The 15,047-nt window shown below is 72.7% G+C and carries 14 protein-coding genes; 5 read left to right on the top strand and 9 right to left on the bottom strand.

What is annotated here, in order from left to right; translation table 11 throughout:
• Positions 1-89: 89 nt before the first annotated feature.
• The 8 genes from pstS to OG289_RS24135 form a co-directional block, all read right to left on the bottom strand.
• Positions 90-1,223 (bottom strand): phosphate ABC transporter substrate-binding protein PstS, encoded by a 1,134-nt coding sequence (gene pstS, locus OG289_RS24170; protein ID WP_327316137.1) that lies wholly within the window; start codon positions 1,221-1,223, stop codon positions 90-92.
• A 255-nt stretch (positions 1,224-1,478) separates the two neighbouring features.
• The gene (locus tag OG289_RS24165; RefSeq protein ID WP_327316136.1) at positions 1,479-1,982 is read right to left on the bottom strand and encodes an NUDIX hydrolase; all 504 of its coding nucleotides are present in this window, start codon (positions 1,980-1,982) and stop codon (positions 1,479-1,481) included.
• A gap of 22 nt (positions 1,983-2,004) precedes the next feature.
• Complete coding sequence (locus OG289_RS24160; protein WP_327316135.1) at positions 2,005-3,162, bottom strand: CHAD domain-containing protein; 1,158 nt, start codon at positions 3,160-3,162, stop codon at positions 2,005-2,007.
• Positions 3,143-5,500, bottom strand: a complete 2,358-nt coding sequence (locus tag OG289_RS24155; RefSeq protein WP_327316134.1) for an RNA degradosome polyphosphate kinase — start codon at positions 5,498-5,500, stop codon at positions 3,143-3,145. The genes OG289_RS24160 and OG289_RS24155 overlap by 20 nt, the downstream gene beginning before the upstream one ends.
• Positions 5,501-5,661: 161 nt before the next feature.
• Complete coding sequence (locus OG289_RS24150; protein ID WP_327316133.1) at positions 5,662-6,666, bottom strand: hypothetical protein; 1,005 nt, start codon at positions 6,664-6,666, stop codon at positions 5,662-5,664.
• Positions 6,663-7,697, bottom strand: a complete 1,035-nt coding sequence (locus tag OG289_RS24145) for an ABC transporter permease (protein WP_327316132.1) — start codon at positions 7,695-7,697, stop codon at positions 6,663-6,665. The genes OG289_RS24150 and OG289_RS24145 overlap by 4 nt, the downstream gene beginning before the upstream one ends.
• Positions 7,694-8,599 (bottom strand): ABC transporter ATP-binding protein, encoded by a 906-nt coding sequence (locus tag OG289_RS24140; protein WP_327316131.1) that lies wholly within the window; start codon positions 8,597-8,599, stop codon positions 7,694-7,696. Before OG289_RS24140 ends, OG289_RS24145 begins: the two co-directional genes overlap by 4 nt.
• Positions 8,596-9,027: a GntR family transcriptional regulator gene (locus tag OG289_RS24135; RefSeq protein WP_327316130.1), complete on the bottom strand. Its 432-nt coding sequence runs from the start codon at positions 9,025-9,027 to the stop codon at positions 8,596-8,598. Before OG289_RS24135 ends, OG289_RS24140 begins: the two co-directional genes overlap by 4 nt.
• Positions 9,028-9,147: 120 nt before the next feature.
• On the opposite strand from OG289_RS24135, the gene OG289_RS24130 reads away from it, so the two are divergent.
• The 5 genes from OG289_RS24130 to OG289_RS24110 all read left to right on the top strand — a co-directional run bounded on the left by OG289_RS24130 (position 9,148) and on the right by OG289_RS24110 (position 13,854).
• Entirely contained in the window at positions 9,148-9,699 is a 552-nt protein-coding gene (locus OG289_RS24130; RefSeq protein ID WP_327316129.1) for an RNA polymerase sigma factor, read from the top strand.
• A 67-nt stretch (positions 9,700-9,766) separates the two neighbouring features.
• Complete coding sequence (locus OG289_RS24125; protein WP_327316128.1) at positions 9,767-10,609, top strand: zf-HC2 domain-containing protein; 843 nt, start codon at positions 9,767-9,769, stop codon at positions 10,607-10,609.
• An 82-nt stretch (positions 10,610-10,691) separates the two neighbouring features.
• Positions 10,692-11,573 carry an ABC transporter ATP-binding protein gene (locus OG289_RS24120; RefSeq protein WP_327316127.1) on the top strand — a complete coding sequence of 294 codons (882 nt, stop codon included), beginning with the start codon at positions 10,692-10,694 and terminating at the stop codon, positions 11,571-11,573.
• The gene (locus OG289_RS24115; protein ID WP_327316126.1) at positions 11,570-13,123 is read left to right on the top strand and encodes an ABC transporter permease; all 1,554 of its coding nucleotides are present in this window, start codon (positions 11,570-11,572) and stop codon (positions 13,121-13,123) included. The genes OG289_RS24120 and OG289_RS24115 overlap by 4 nt, the downstream gene beginning before the upstream one ends.
• A 47-nt stretch (positions 13,124-13,170) precedes the next feature.
• A complete protein-coding gene (locus tag OG289_RS24110; protein ID WP_327316125.1) occupies positions 13,171-13,854 on the top strand; it encodes an ABC transporter in 684 nt (227 codons plus the stop codon).
• A gap of 168 nt (positions 13,855-14,022) precedes the next feature.
• Here the strand turns inward: OG289_RS24110 and mshD are convergent, their stop codons facing one another.
• Positions 14,023-14,949, bottom strand: coding sequence for a mycothiol synthase (mshD, locus tag OG289_RS24105; RefSeq protein ID WP_327316124.1), 927 nt, complete (start codon positions 14,947-14,949; stop codon positions 14,023-14,025).
• Between the last annotated feature and the right edge of the window lie 98 nt (positions 14,950-15,047).

Here is a 15,047-nt window from a genome sequence, read left to right as displayed (position 1 = left end):
GGCCGGGTTGCGGGTGGCCCCTGGCGGCGGTGCACCGGACGGGTGCGGTCCGGACCGGGTTCCCCCGGTGCCGGACCGCACCGCTCAGATCAGCTCAGGCCCTCGATGGTGGTGCGGACCTTGGAGATGATGGAGTCGGGGATCGGCGCGTAGTCGATGCCCGAGAGGATGCCCTGGCCGTCCGTGCTGGCGATGTAGCGCAGGAACGCCTTGGTGGCGGGCAGGGTGGCGGCCTTGTTGCCCTTGTCGCAGACGATCTCGTACGTGACCAGGGTGAGCGGGTAGGCGCCGTCGGCCTTGGTGTTGTAGTCCAGCTTCAGCGACAGGTCGCTGCCGGTGCCGACGACCTGCGCGGCGGCGACGGCCTTGGTGGCGCCGTCGGAGGAGGCCTTCACCGGGGCCGCGGCACCGGTGTTGACGGCGACCGTGCCCAGACCGTCCTTGGCGTACGACAGCTCCATGTAGCCGATCGCGCCGGGGGTCGACTTGACGCCCTGGGCGACACCGGAGGAGCCGGCCGCGGACTGGCCGCCCTTGGCCTGCCAGGCCTTGCCGCCCGAGTAGGGCCAGTCGGTCTTGGCGGTGGCGATCAGGTACTTGGTGAAGTTGTCCGTGGTGCCGGACTCGTCCGAGCGGTGGTACGGCTGGATCTTCTGGTCGGGCAGCTTGGCGGTCGGGTTCAGCTTCTTGATCGCGGCGTCGTTCCAGTTGGTGATCTTGCCGTTGAAGATCTTGGCGATCGTGGAGGCGTCCAGGACGAGGTCGTCCACGCCCTCGACGTTGTAGGCGACGGCGATCGGGCCGGCCACCATCGGCAGGTCGATGCCCTGGCCGCCGGAGCAGACCGACTTCGAGGCGGCGACGGCGTCGTCCTTCAGCGCGGAGTCGGAGCCGGCGAAGGCGACCTGGCCCTGCGTGAACGCGGTGACACCGGCGCCGGAGCCGGAGCCCTTGTAGTTGACCTGGACGCCGTTGCAGGCCTGCGTGAAGTTCTTCACCCAGGCGTCGATCGCGTTCTTCTGCGCGGAGGAGCCGTCGGCGAGGAGCTGGCCCTTGGCGTCGTCACACTTGATGGACCCGGCGGCCGCGGTGGCGGAGGAGCTGCTGCTGGATCCGCTGCCGGAGCCGGTGTCGTCGGAGCCGCACGCCGTGAGGGCCAGGGCGCCGGAGACGGCGAGAGCACCGAGGGAGAGAGCCCGCCGGTTCATGCGCTGAAGCTTCACTTGGGGAAGATCCTTCCAGGAGCCGCCGACCTGAATTCAGCGGCGTGCGGAATGTGCGAAGTCTGCTCGGAACGGGCGTGACCGCTCGGGTCGCGCACCGCACCGCGTAAGGCCGAAATTAGGCAGATCAGGTGAAGGCGCCTACGGGCGCGAGTGAACGGCGGGTGAACCCCTGGAGGCGGTGCGGTTAGGTCACGGAACGCTTACGTCGAGGACACGGGCGGGTTCCGGCGGGCGCCGGGTTTTGAGTACCCGTTATGCCAGGTGCAGGACGTCCAGCAGGGCGTCCACGAGCGTGCGGTCCCTCGGCTGGGTGAGCCGGTCGCGGGCGGCCGGCGGCGTGAGCCAGAGGAGGCGGTCGACCTCGTGGCTCGGGGTGAAGCCACCGGAGACGGCCTCGGCCGCCCAGTAGCGGACCTGCTTGGGCCGTCCGTTCGCCTCGTACTCCATGGTGGGCAGCCGGGTGCCGGGCGCGGCCAGGTAGCCCGTCTCCTCCTCGACCTCCCGCAGGGCGCCGGAGAGGGGGTCCTCGCCGCGCTTCAGCTTGCCCTTGGGGTGCGACCAGTCGTCGTACTTGGGGCGGTGGACGAGGCACACCTCCAGTTCACCCCCCGACGGGGAGCGACGCCACAGGACGCAGCCGGCCGCCTGGACGGCAGTGTCGGTGCTGTCGGCGCTGTCGGCGCTGTCGGGGGTGTCGGTGCTGTCGGTGGTGTCGGTGGTGTCGGTGGTGTCGTCGGGATTCTTCGCCGTGCTCATCCGGTACTCACCGCCTGGTGGGTCAGGGTGTGCCGATCGTCTGCTTCTGCCAGGAACGCTGGAACGCGTACCGTGCCGCCTCCACCTCATGCCGCTGGTCCGCGTGCAGCACGCCGAGCGCGTACGCGGTCGCCGGCGCGATCCGGGGCGTACGGGCCGCCTGGGCCGCCGCGGACGCCGCCTCCGAGGCGTCGCGGTGCCGGTCGAGGGCCTGACCGGCGGCCAGCAGGCGGACCTCCAGCGGGGTGCCGCGGCCGTGGACGACCTCGCACGCGTACCGGTGCAGGCGCAGCAGGAGCCGGACCTGGTGCCAGGGCGCGTCCTGCGGGTGCGGGGCGGGCTCCGGGGAGAGGCCGTGGATCAGGGCCTCCGCGTTGTACGGGCTGCCCGCGGTGACCAGCGGGAGCGCGGTGACCGCGTCGGAGAGGCGCTCCTCGGCCGCCCTGGCGAGCGGGCGCAGGTCGGTGCCGGGGGCGGCGGGGGTGAGGGGGACCTCGCTGGCGAGGACGGCGACCTGGTCCGCGACGGCGTGGAAGCGGGAGGAGCCGAGCGCCTGCAGGGCGGTGGAGTGGGCCCGGGTGCGGGCGAGGGTGAGCTGGCGGTCCAGGAGGGCGCCCGCCTTCGCCGCGCCCACGGTGAGGTTGCCGCGGTCCGGGGCCGTCGGCCGGGCGGGGGCCCGTTCGCCCGTGCTCGTGCCGGACGCGCCGCCCATGCCTGCCGTGCCGGACGCGCCGCCCATGCCTGCCGTGCCGGACACGCCGGGCGCCTGGGCCGGCACCGGCTTCGGCGCCGAACCCGACAGCCGGTTCAGCGCCAGCAGCAGCCGCTCCAGCCGGGCCCCGTACGCGTTCTCCAGGGCCAACGTGCCCGACAACCATGCCAGTTCGGGGCGGATGCCCTCCGACCACTCGGTGTCGAGGAGGGGCCGGAAGGTGTGCAGGCTGCCGCTGATGCGGCGCGCCGAGCGGCGCAGGGCGCGCACCGCGTCGACGCGCTCCTCCGAGGCGTTCGCCGCGGTGCCCGACGAGCCACCGTTCGACGTGGCACCCCCCGTCTCCCGGTGCAGACGCAGGGCGCGGAGGAATTCCGTGGCCTGGTCACGGAGGTAGCCCGCGAGGGCGTCCCCCGTGGTCACGGGCCCGGTCGTGGGGTCCGTCAGGTCATGGTGTCGCTGTGCCACGCCGGCGCCTCCGCGCGTCTATGAGCATCTCCTGGACGTTGCGCAGGGGCGCGCCGTCCGCGTCGGTCGCGTGCCGGGTCCACTCGCCGTCCGGGCCGAGGTGCCAGGAGGCGGTGCCGTCGGACATGCCGGTCTCCAACAGCCGGTTCAGGGACGCCCGGTGGGCCGGATCGGTGACCCTGACCAGGGCCTCGATACGGCGGTCGAGGTTGCGGTGCATCATGTCGGCGCTGCCGATCCACACCTCGGGCTCCCCGCCGTTGCCGAAGCCGAAGACACGGGAGTGTTCGAGGAACCGGCCGAGGATCGAGCGGACCCGGATGTTCTCCGACAGGCCCGGCACGCCCGGACGCACCGCGCAGATGCCGCGCACCCACACGTCGACCTGCACGCCCGCCTGGGACGCGCGGTAGCAGGCGTCGATGAGTGCCTCGTCGACGATCGAGTTGACCTTGATGCGGATGTGCGCGGGACGTCCGGCGCGGTGGTGCTGGACCTCCTTGTCGATGCGCGAGATCAAGCCGTCGCGCAGGGACTTGGGGGCGACGAGCAGCCGGCGGTAGGTCTCGCGGCGGGAGTAGCCGGAGAGCCGGTTGAACAGGTCGGAGAGGTCCGCGCCGACCTGCGGGTCCGCGGTGAGCAGGCCGAGGTCCTCGTAGAGCCGGGCCGTCTTCGGGTGGTAGTTGCCGGTGCCGACGTGGCAGTAGCGCCGCAGCGTGTCGCCTTCCTGACGGACCACCAGCGACAGCTTGCAGTGCGTCTTCAGGCCGACGAGGCCGTAGACGACGTGGCAGCCGGCCTCCTCCAGCTTGCGCGCCCACTTGATGTTGGCGTGCTCGTCGAAGCGGGCCTTGATCTCGACCAGGACGAGGACCTGCTTGCCGGACTCGGCGGCCTCGATGAGCGCGTCGACTATCGGGGAGTCGCCCGAGGTCCGGTACAGGGTCTGCTTGATGGCGAGGACGTCCGGGTCGGCGGCCGCCTGCTCCAGGAAGGCCTGGACGGAGGTGGAGAAGCTGTCGTACGGGTGGTGCAGGAGCACGTCCCGGGCCCGCAGTGCCGCGAAGATGTCCGGCGGGGACGCCGACTCGACCTCGGCGAGGTCGCGGTGGGTCCCGGCGATGAACTTCTTGTACTTCAGCTCGGGCCGGTCGAGACCGTGGATGCGGAAGAGACCGGTGAGGTCGAGCGGGCCCGGCAGCGGGTAGACCTCGGCCTCGCTGATCTTCAGCTCGCGCACCAGCAGGTCGAGCACCTCGCGGTCGATGGACTCCTCGACCTCCAGGCGCACCGGCGGCCCGAAGCGGCGCCGCATGAGCTCCTTCTCCAGGGCCTGGAGGAGGTTCTCGGCGTCGTCCTCCTCGACCTCGAGGTCCTCGTTGCGGGTGAGCCGGAAGGCGTGGTGCTCCAGGACCTCCATGCCCGGGAACAGCTCCTCCAGGTGGGCCGCGATGACGTCCTCGATGGGGACGTACCGGCCGGGGGAGCTCTCCAGGAAGCGGGACAGCAGCGGCGGCACCTTGACGCGCGCGAAGTGCTTGTGGCCGCTGACCGGGTTGCGCACGACGACCGCGAGGTTGAGCGAGAGACCCGAGATGTACGGGAAGGGGTGCGCGGGGTCGACGGCGAGCGGGGTGAGGACCGGGAAGATCTGGTGCCGGAAGAGCGTGAAGAGGCGGGCCTGCTCCTTCTCCGTCAGCTCGCCCCAGCGGACCAGGTGGATGCCCTCCTCCGCGAGGGCGGGGGCGATGTCCTCGTGATACGTCGCGGCGTGCCGGGCCATGAGCTCGCGCGAGCGGGCCCAGATCATCTCCAGCACCTCGCGGGGCTGGAGACCGGAGGCGGAGCGGGTGGCGACGCCGGTGGCGATACGGCGCTTCAGTCCGGCCACCCGGACCATGAAGAACTCGTCCAGGTTGCTGGCGAAGATCGCGAGGAAGTTGGCCCGTTCGAGGAGGGGCGTGTTCGGGTCCTCGGCGAGCTCCAGGACACGCTCGTTGAACGCGAGCCAGCTGCGCTCCCGGTCGAGGAAACGACCCTGGGGCAGCTCGGGCCCGTCGTACGGCGACTCCTCGTACGCGTCGAGGTCGGCATCGATGTCGGGTTCCAGGTCGGAGACCGCGGCCGACACGGTGTGCGGGCGGTGCGCGGCTATGGAGCCCACTGAGGGCTGTGCGTGCTGGACCTCTGCCGTGGCGTCTGACTGGCTCATAAACCCATTCTTCCGCGCCAGCAGCGTGACAGGCGCGTCGGAACGTGCGGGCGGGATCGCGGCGGACCCTCCGCGGGGCTGATTCCCCTCGGGGGGCGGCGAAGGCTCGGGCACGGCGGGGTTCATTCGCCGAGCGTCGCAAGGTCATCTGAACCGACGGTTACGGAGACATGGCGTGCGGGATATCGGGGGGCGGCTCGCGGGGGCCGCGGCGGCCGGGAAACGAGGGGGAGCGTACGTCCTTCCCCCCCGTGGAGGGACGTACGCACCCCGGGTCTCGCGCGGGTTCAGGCCGTGCGGCGGCGCAGCAGCCAGAAGGCGACGGCGGTCACGGCGGCCGTGACGGCGAGCACGATGCCGGTCTCCACGAGGTGGAGCGGCCAGTAGTGGGACTCGGGGTGGTAGGTCAGGTAGGAGCCCTGGACGCCCAGGTCGTCGAAGCAACCCTGCGTCCTGGCGGTCGAGCCGCCGTAGCACCGGGTGACGTCGAAGTCCTGGACATGTCGGCCGTGGACCACGGCGCCGCTCTCCACCACCCACGCGGACGCGGGATAGTCGAGCTCCTCGGGTGACGCGGTGATGGTCACGGCGGGCCAGAAGGAGGCGCGGAACTGCGCCACGACGTAGCCGAGCAGCCCGGTCGCGGCCACGGAGACCGCGAGGGCGGGCAGCGCGCGGCGCAGCAGGAGCGCGGTCACGGCGCCGACGGCGAGCGCGCACAGGGCGTACGCGACGGTGGCCGGGCCGCGGGAGAGGTACGCGTCGTCGGACATCCAGCCGTGGTACAGCGGGTCCTGGTTGGCGCTCCAGGCCCAGCGGTACACGAGGACCAGGGCGGTGGCGCCGACGGTCACGACGAGCGCGGGCACGGCCAGCTTGGCGGCCAGCCAGCGGGTGGGGGAGACGCCCTGGGTCCAGGCGAACCGCGCGGTGCCGCTCTCCAGCTCGCGCCCGACCAGCGCGCCGCCCGCGTACGCGGCCACGGCGAGGAAGAGGTACGAGGTCAGCAGGCCGATCCAGTCGACCGTCACGCTGTAGCCGGCCCAGCCGATGGCCATGTCGCACAGGTCCTGGCCCGCACGGTCGCAGGCCTCCGCGGCAGCGCGCGCGTCCTTGCCGGTGGTCTCGGTGATCCATACCAGCCATCCGCACAGCGCCACCACGAGGCCGGCCCAGACGACGAGCGCGGCGCGGTGCACGCGCAGCACCGTGTGGGCGGTGCCCCAGCCGCCGGGGTGTGGTCCGGGGCGGCCGACGGTGGCCCGGGGACTCGCGTCGGTGACGGTGGTCATACGGCGGTCTCCTTGTCCGTGTCGCCCGCGCGCGGGGTGGTGGCGGTCGTGCGCCTGAGCAGGACGAACGCGGCCACGGTGAGGGCGGCGGCCACGGCCAGCAGGAGGGCGGTCGTGGTCAGCTGGAGGGGCCAGTAGTGCGACTCGGGGTGGTAGGTGGCGTAGTAGCCGGTCGCGTCGAGCTTCTCGTACGCCGCGGCACAGCCGTCCGGGAGGGCCGACGCGCAGCCGATGTCGGGGATGTGCGCGCCGGTGGAGGTGACCAGTCCCGAGTCGATGGTGATGCCCACCCCGTCGGGACCGGTGCTGAGGCTCGTGACCTTGGTGACGCCCGGCCACAGGTGCGGCATGGCCAGGTCGGCGAGCACCCGCGCGGCGGCGACGAAGCCGAGGGTGAGCATCAGCGCGGGCAGCGCACGGCGCAGCAGGACGCCCGCGAGCGCGCCGCCGGCCAGTCCGGTCAGGGCGAAGGCGACCGTGGTGGGCCCGTTGGTGTGCAGGGTGAGGTTGTCGTACCAGGTCTTGGTGGTGTCGATACGGTCGACGCCCGCCGACCACATCAGGTGGTGCAGCGCCACCAGCAGACCCGTGCCCGCGGCGACCAGGACGGCGGGCACGGCGAGCTTGGTGGCCAGCCAGCGGGTCGGGGACACCGCTTGCGTCCAGGCGAGCTGCGCGGTGCCGTGCTCCAGTTCGCGGCCGAACAGGGAGGCGCCCGCCCAGGCGCCGACGAGGAAGGGGAGCACGGTCAGCGCGCCGGTCGTGTACATGTACACGCTCTTGAAGCGGACGATCGCGTCCTGGTCGTACTGGCAGGGGCCGCTGTCGTCGCACAGCCGGTACTGCCGCCAGCCCTCGGCCGCGCTGTCGGTGAGCGGCCCCCACAGCCACACCAGGGCGACGGCGAGAACGGCGACGAGACCGGCCCAGGCGTACAGGGCGGGCCGGTGCAGGCGCAGCAGCCAGCGCGGTCCGGGACGGTTTCCGGGGGCGTCCTTCGAGGCGGCCGGGGGGAGGGCGAGTGCGGTCATACGGCGGCCTCCTCGGGCACGGCCGGGGTGAGCGGGGCGGCCTGCGGGTTGCGCAGGTAGGCGAGGACGAGTTCCTCCAGGGAGGGCGCCGAGGTGCGCCAGCCGTCGGCGAGCGGTCCCGCGGGGCGCACCAGGGCGTTGAGCTGACGGCCGGTGACCCGGGACTCGACGACGGTGTGCGGGGCGAGGTCCGTGGCGGTGGTCCCCGAGGACTCCGTCGCCGCGCTCACGCGCGCGTGGGCGGCGAGCAGGTCGTCGATCTCACCGGCGAGGCGCACCTGGCCGCCGCCGACCAGCAGCAGGTGGTCGCAGGAGTCCTCCAGCTCGGCGACCACGTGCGACGACATCACGATCGTCGTGCCGTACTGCGCCGCCCGCGCCATCAGGGTGCCCATCAGCTCGTGCCGGGCCAGCGGATCGAGGTCGGCCAACGGCTCGTCGAGGAGGAGCAGCTCGGGCTGTTTGGCGAGGGCCAGGGCGAGCGCGACGCGGGTGCGCTGGCCGCCGGAGAGGGAGCGGATCTTCTTCTTGTGGTCGAGACCGCCCGCGGAGACGATCCGCTCGGCGGTGGCGGTGTCCCAGCGGCCCGGGTTGAGGTCGGCGCCCACGAGCAGCGTCTCGGCGACCGTGAGCTGCGGGTACAGCGGCTTGTCCTGGGCGACGTAGGCGACGCGCGCGCGTGCGGACGCCGGGTCCGTCCCGAGGACGGTGACCCGGCCCTCGGTGGGCGCCAGCAGACCGGCGGCGAGGGCGAGGAGCGTGGACTTGCCCGCGCCGTTGGGGCCGACGACGGCACAGACGCGCCCGACGGGAAGGCGGAACGTGCAGTCGCGCAGCGCCCAGCCTCCGCGTCGGCCGAAGCGCTTGCCGAGCGCGGTTGCCGCCATGGCGGTGTCGGTCATGAGGGGTCTCCCTGGAGGTGCTCTCGCTCTACGCGGGCGGCGAGGGGGTCGGGTACGGCGAAGTGTTCGTCGAGTACGGCGGTGAAGAGCGCGGCCACGTCGTCGCGGTCCAGTCCGGCCTCCCGGGCCCGGACCGCCCAGCCGTCCAGTTCGGTGCGCAGAGGGGAGTCGGCCGGGGCGGTGCTCAGCCCGCGCCGCACGAAGGTGCCGAGGCCGCGCCGGGCCTCCACCAGCCCGTCGCGCTCCAGCTCGCGGTACGCCTTCAGCACCGTGTTCGGGTTGATGGCGGTCGCCTCGACGACCTCGCGTGCGGTGGGCAGTTTGTCGCCGGCCTGCAACATCCCCAGGCGCAGGGCCTGTTTGGTCTGCTGGACGATCTGGACGTAGGTGGCGACGCCGCTGTGCCGGTCGATGCGGTATTCGACCACTGGGCAACCACCCTTTCACTAATTGAGTAGTGAAAGGGTGGTTGAAGGTGGTGCGCAAGTCAAGAAAAAATCGCGCGGCGAACCGTGAACCGATCGGCGGGGCTCGTCCGATGAGGGGTTGTGAGCGAAACGAGAAGCGACGGGGAGCTGCTGCGGGCCATCGCGGCGGACCGGGACCGTCACGCCTTCGAGGAGCTGTACCGGCGGTACGCACCGTGGCTGACCGCGCGCCTGCGCGGCCGCTGCGCCGACGCCGGGATAGTCGACGACGTCGTTCAGGAGACGTTCCTCGCGGTGTGGCGGGGCACCGCCCGCTACCGCGAGGAGAGCCCCTCCGGCGACGCCGCCGGATGGCTGTGGCGCATCGGCGCGCGACGCCTGGTCGACGCCGTGCGCGGCGACGGGGCGCGCGGCCGGCTGCGCCAGGCCCTGTCCCGCCTGCGACACCGCGACGAGGCCTCGGCGGAGGAACGCGTGCTCGCGGGGGTGGAGCACGGAGACCTCGCCGGGGCCCTCGTCCGGCTCTCGCCGGAGCTGCGGGCCGTTCTGCAGGCGACCGTCATCGACGGGCTCACCACCCGGGAGGCGGCCGTTCTGCTCGGCATCCCGCCCGGCACCGTCAAGACGCGGGCCCAGCGTGCCCGCAAGCAACTGCGGGAGGCGCTGGCATGAGGCGGTACGTGTGCGGAGTGGGCTCGCGCGCTCGCGTGGGCGACGAGCAGTCGAAGGAGGACTCGGCATGACGTGGCACGTGGCGGAAGAGGACCTGCGGGCCTACGCGCACGGCGAGTTGGCGCCGCCCCTGCTGTGGTCCGCCGACACCCACCTGACCGGCTGCGCGCAGTGCCGCGCCCGGCTCGCGGGTGCCACCGACCCGGTCGCGCTGGACACCGGCTGGGAGCGGCTGGACGCCGAGCTGGACGCGCCGCGGCCGGGCCTGCTCGAACGGCTGCTGGTGCGGCTCGGCGTGGCCGACCACACCGCGCGGCTGCTCGCGGCGACGCCGGTACTGCGCCGCTCCTGGCTGCTGTCGGTGCTGTTCCTGCTGGTCATGACGGTGCTGGCGGTGCGCGTGGCGGACCAGCCGGCGTTGTTCCTCGCGCTCGCCCCGCTGCTCCCGCTCGCCGGGGTCGCCCTGTCGTACGGCCCGTCCCTCGACCCGACGTACGAGATGGCGGTCGTCGCCCCGCTGCACGGCTTCCGGCTGCTGATGATCCGTACGGTCGCGGTGCTCACCGCGGGCCTGGTGTTCGACGGCCTGGCCACGCTGGCCCTTCCGGGGTACGGGCTGCTGGCCCTGACCTGGCTGCTGCCCGCGCTCGCCCTCACCGCGACGGGCCTCGCGCTGACCGCCCGGCTGGGCCCGGTCGTCGCGCCCGCCCTGGTCGGCGGCGCATGGGTGACGCTGCTGGCGGTGGCAGCTGCCCGGACGCCCACGCACGACACACTCGCCCCCTTCACGGCGGCGGGCCAGTCTGCCGCTGCGGCGGTGGCGGCCCTCGCCGCCCTGCTGCTCTACCAGGCCCGGGACCGCTTCGACGCGCGACCGATGGGCGGCTTCCCGGAGGGCGGGACCGGATGACCCGGCCACCCGTCCCCGCGGTCCCCGTCCCCGGCCGCCCCTCCCCGGCCCCGCCCGCCGACCTGACTTCCAGGAGCTCCACATGACCACGGCCTCCACCCCTGGCCCCACCACCGTGACGGCCACCGATCTCTCCCTGCGCTTCGGCGGCACCCGTGCCCTCGACGGGGTCTCGCTGCGGCTGACCCGTGGCGTCACCGGGCTGCTGGGCCCGAACGGCGCCGGAAAGACCACGCTGTTGCGTGTGCTGGCCACGGCCGTGCCGCCCGACGGGGGCGGATTCACGGCCCTCGGCCATGACCCGGGCACCGCCACCGGCCGCCTCGCCCTGCGCCGCACCCTCGGCTACCTCCCCCAAACCCCTGGATTCCACCCGGAGTTCACGGCCTTCGAGTTCGTCGACTACGTGGCGATCCTGAAGGAGCTGACCGACCGCGCCGCCCGGCTGCGTGAGGTGCGGCGTGTGCTGGAGGCCGTCGACCTGTCGGAAGTGCGCGGCAAGCGCATCAAGCGGCTGTCCGGCGGCATGCGGCAGCGCGTCGCCCTGGCCGCCGCGCTCGTCGGCGACCCCGGCTTCCTCGTGCTGGACGAGCCGACCGTCGGCCTCGACCCCGAACAGCGCATGCGCTTCCGAGAGTTGATCGCCCAGGCGGGCGAGGGCCGTACGGTGCTGCTGTCCACCCACCAGACGGAGGACGTGGCGATGCTCTGCCACCGCGTCGTGGTCCTGGCCGGCGGCCGCGTCCGCTTCGAGGGCACCCCGGCCGACCTGACCGCCCGCGCGGCCGGGCGGGTCTGGAGCAGCACACAACGCGACCCGAACGCCCTGGCCGGCTGGCGCACCGGCACCGGCAGCTTCCGCAACATCGGCGACCCGCCGACGGGCGCCGACCTCCTCGAACCCACCCTGGAGGACGGCTATCTGCTCGCCCTCGACGGCGAGAACGCGGAGGTGTCCGCATGAGCACCACGACCCCGACGATCACGGAAGCCGCCCCCACGCTCACCGATCCCCCGCACGAGGGCCGTCGCGCCGGAGCCGTCCTCGCCCTCGCCCGCTTCGAGACCCGCGAGCTGCTCCAGCAGGTCCCGGTGCTGTTCTTCTTCGCGCTCTACGTCGGCTTCGTCGCCCTGCGCCTGATGAGCAGGGACGGCATGGACGACTTCCCCGTCCTCAACACGGTCGACCGCCGAACGCAGGCGGCACCGCTGCTCTTCGCCGTCGCCCTGCTCATCTGCACCAACGCGGCCGCGCTGCGTTCGCGCAAGCACGCCACGGTCCAGCAGTTCGACGTCCTGGCCATGGAACCCTGGCGGCGCACCCTCGCCCATGTGCTGTCGGTGATCCCGTACGCGGCGCTCACCGCGCTGGTCGTCGGGGCCGAGTTCACCCGGGAGGCGCTGAAGCCCGGCGCGATCGGCCACGGCTCGCTGGGGGAACTGGCCGTCGGCCCCCTGAGTGTCCTGCTGGCGGGCATCACGGGCGTGCTGCTGGCCCGCCTGCTGCCCTCCACCTTCGTCCCCATACTGTTCGTCATCGCCGTGTACCTGCTGGTGGTCCTTGCCTCCGGCCTGATCGGCTTCGAGGGCAAGTGGGAGGGCTGGCTCTCCCCGATCCTCTTCTTCGACACCAGTGGCGGCGACCCGGTCCCCGCCGACCTCCTCGGCCGCCCCGCCGGCTGGCACGCGCTGTACGTGACGGCGTTGTGCGTCCTGCTGGCCTGCGCGGCACTGCTGCTCTCCGGCGGCCGGACCCGGGCCGTCAAGGCGGCGACCGTCCTCGCCCTCGCGGCCACCGCGGCCGGCGTGATCGGCCAGATCCCGCGCAACACGGCGGCCCTGGAAGCGGCGCGCAAGACGGCGTCGGAGACGCCCCAGAAGGTCCAGTCGTGCACGACGTACGACGGCTCGACGTACTGCTCGTTCCCCGAGTGGAACGGAGTGCGGGCCGACTGGGCCGAGGTCGTCCACCGAGTCCAGTCCCTTGCGGGAGGCAAGGCGGCGGAGGCGCGCCTGACGATCCGCCAGCGCATCTATGACGGAGAGGAGGTCGACGCCGCCCTGGACCCGTCCTCCACCCCGGGCGAGGTGACGGTCGGCACGCGCTGGGGCGGCAACCGCGTCCCCGAGTTCGCGGTCGGTGCCGCCGCGGTCCTGGTCGGAGGCTCGGAGGAGGTGACGCTCCAGGAGGTGTGCGACGCCCGCGCGGTGACCATCATGTGGCTGGTCCTGGGCGCCGACCCCACTCCGATGGCCACCTTCCAGAACGTGCGGTTGAACGACACCACCACCGGCTCGGACCAGGTCCTGGCCCCGACGAACGGACTGAGCATGACGGCGGCGCAGACGACGGTGGTCCGCGAACTCCTGGCCCGCCCGCGCGCCGAGACGACCGCCCGGGTCAAGGCCCATTGGGCAGAACTGACGTCCGCGAAGACGACGGTCGCCCAGGCCGCGAAGCTGCTCGGCGTCGAGGCGCCGAAGGAGAAGGAGACGGTGAAGTGCGAGGAGTAGAAGGGCGGGGAGCAGAAGGGCGAGGAGCAGAAGGGCGGGGAGTGAACGTGAGGGGAGTAGCGGAAGCGGAGACGAAGAGGCTCCCGGCGACGTTGCTCCGGTCCCTGCTGCCGCCGTTGTGGCACAGCCTCCCCTGGCCGGCGCTGACCACGGCCGGCGCCCTGGGCCTGCTGTCGGCGGCCACGGTACGTCTGCCGGACCACGCACCGGACGCAGACCTGGGCCGGCTGGTCCTGCGCCTCACCGCACTCACCGGCGCACTGGGCCTGGCCTTCCTCCTGGACGACCCCGCCCGGAACACGACCGCGGCGACACCGGTGGGCCGTGCGCAGCGAACCGTCCTGCGCCTGGCCCTCGTGGCCCCGCTGACGGTCCTGTGGTGGGCGACGGCCCTGCTCCTCATACCGGCCCCGGCCCGTCCCGCACTCGGCCCGGCCACACTCGAAGCAGCGGGCATGGTCTGCGCCGCCCTCGCCCTCGCGACGATCGCCGTCCGCTTCACGGAGGCGCCGGAAGTGGGCAGGGGCACGGCGATCTGGCTGGGCGTCGCGGCCGGCGTGACCCTACTGGTCCCCAACAAATGGGGCCTGCTGGGAACACCCCACGACCCCTACTGGGTGGCGACGCAGGTGAGATGGGCGGTGGTGCTGGGGGCGACGGTGACGCTGAGCGCGATAGGGACACCGGAGCCGCTGAAGGGGAGCTGGGGTATGTCCCCCCGTCTGGGGTGACATCTCGCGCGCCGGTCAGGACAACTCAGGCCGCCAGGGGGTACCCCCTCTGGGGGAGTTTGAGGACGAGGCCCTTCAGGGGCCGACAGCGGGGGTCTGGGGGCGGCAGCCCCCAGGGACGGCAACCCAGACTCCGGCCACCGAACAACGAACTCCGGTGCGGTCGACTCACGTCTCCGTCCGGTACATCAAGTCCGTCTCGTACGTGGCGAACCCCAGCCTCTCGTACACCGACACCGCCGCCTTGTTGTCGGCATCGACATACAGCATCGCCGTGGGCAACCCCTGCGCCGCGAGATGCCGCAGGCCGATCGTGGTGAGGGCCTTGCCGAGGCCGCCCCCCTGCACACCGGGGGCGACGCCGAGGACGTACACCTCGCCGAGCTGCTCCTCGGCGTGGACCTTCGTCCAGTGGAAGCCGATGAGCCGCTCACCGCGGAAGGCGAGGAAGAAGCCGGCGGGGTCGAACCAGGACTGGGACTTGCGGTCGTCGAGGTCGCGCTGGGTGAGGGAGCCCTGCTCGGGATGGTGGGCGAAGGAGGCGGCGTTGACGGCGAGCCAGGCGGAGTCGTCCTGCCCGGGCACGAAGGTACGGACGGTCACGCCCTCGGGCAGCACCGGCTCGGGCAGCTCGAGGTCGGTCAGCGTCCGCCGCATCTGGCGCAGTTCGCGGAACAGCGACAGGCCCAGGACCTGGGCGAGGTGCCGGGCGGCGGAGTGGCCGCCGTGGGCCCACACGCGAAGTCGCTTGCCGGAGGCGGCGAGCAGGGCGGAGCCGAGCGCCCGCCCGTGCCCGTGGCCGCGGTGGGAGGGGTGGACGACCAGCTCGGCGGCGGGCGCCTCGACCGGGTCGGTGTCCTCCAACTGGGCGTAGCCGACGAGTTCGCCGCCGAGGGTGAGGACCAGGTGGGAGACGCCCTCGCGGGGGCCTCCGCGCAGCTGTAGCCGGCCCTGTTCGGACACCGCCTGCTGGCCGTCCGTCCGGGCGGCCTCCGCGAGCAGGTCGAGGACGGCCTCGGTCTGTTCGGGGGCGAGCTCGGAGTGGGTCTCGATGGCTCGGGAGCCGGGGTTCCGTGCGGTGTCGTCGCTGGTCATGCGTACGAGGGTAAGGGGAGTGCGCCGCAAAGTGGCGGCAAAGGAGAGGGCAAAGGGAAACCAGGATGTAACCCTGAACCCCCTGTCGCGCTACGCGC

The organism is Streptomyces sp. NBC_01235, assembly GCF_035989285.1.
Taxonomy (GTDB): Bacteria; Actinomycetota; Actinomycetes; order Streptomycetales; family Streptomycetaceae; genus Streptomyces.
Note: the sequence above shows the minus strand (reverse complement) of the source record. Positions and strands in the feature narration are given on the sequence as shown.

Excerpts from the sequence above, each read along its gene's own strand:
- OG289_RS24145 (WP_327316132.1), bottom strand. The coding sequence starts at position 7,697 with ATGACCGCACTCGCCCTCCCCCCGGCCGCCTCGAAGGACGCCCCCGGA.
- OG289_RS24125 (WP_327316128.1), top strand. The coding sequence starts at position 9,767 with ATGACGTGGCACGTGGCGGAAGAGGACCTGCGGGCCTACGCGCACGGC.
- OG289_RS24155 (WP_327316134.1), bottom strand. The coding sequence starts at position 5,500 with ATGAACCCCGCCGTGCCCGAGCCTTCGCCGCCCCCCGAGGGGAATCAG.
- OG289_RS24165 (WP_327316136.1), bottom strand. The coding sequence starts at position 1,982 with ATGAGCACGGCGAAGAATCCCGACGACACCACCGACACCACCGACACC.
- OG289_RS24140 (WP_327316131.1), bottom strand. The coding sequence starts at position 8,599 with ATGACCGACACCGCCATGGCGGCAACCGCGCTCGGCAAGCGCTTCGGC.
- mshD (WP_327316124.1), bottom strand. The coding sequence starts at position 14,949 with ATGACCAGCGACGACACCGCACGGAACCCCGGCTCCCGAGCCATCGAG.
- OG289_RS24150 (WP_327316133.1), bottom strand. The coding sequence starts at position 6,666 with ATGACCACCGTCACCGACGCGAGTCCCCGGGCCACCGTCGGCCGCCCC.
- OG289_RS24120 (WP_327316127.1), top strand. The coding sequence starts at position 10,692 with ATGACCACGGCCTCCACCCCTGGCCCCACCACCGTGACGGCCACCGAT.
- OG289_RS24115 (WP_327316126.1), top strand. The coding sequence starts at position 11,570 with ATGAGCACCACGACCCCGACGATCACGGAAGCCGCCCCCACGCTCACC.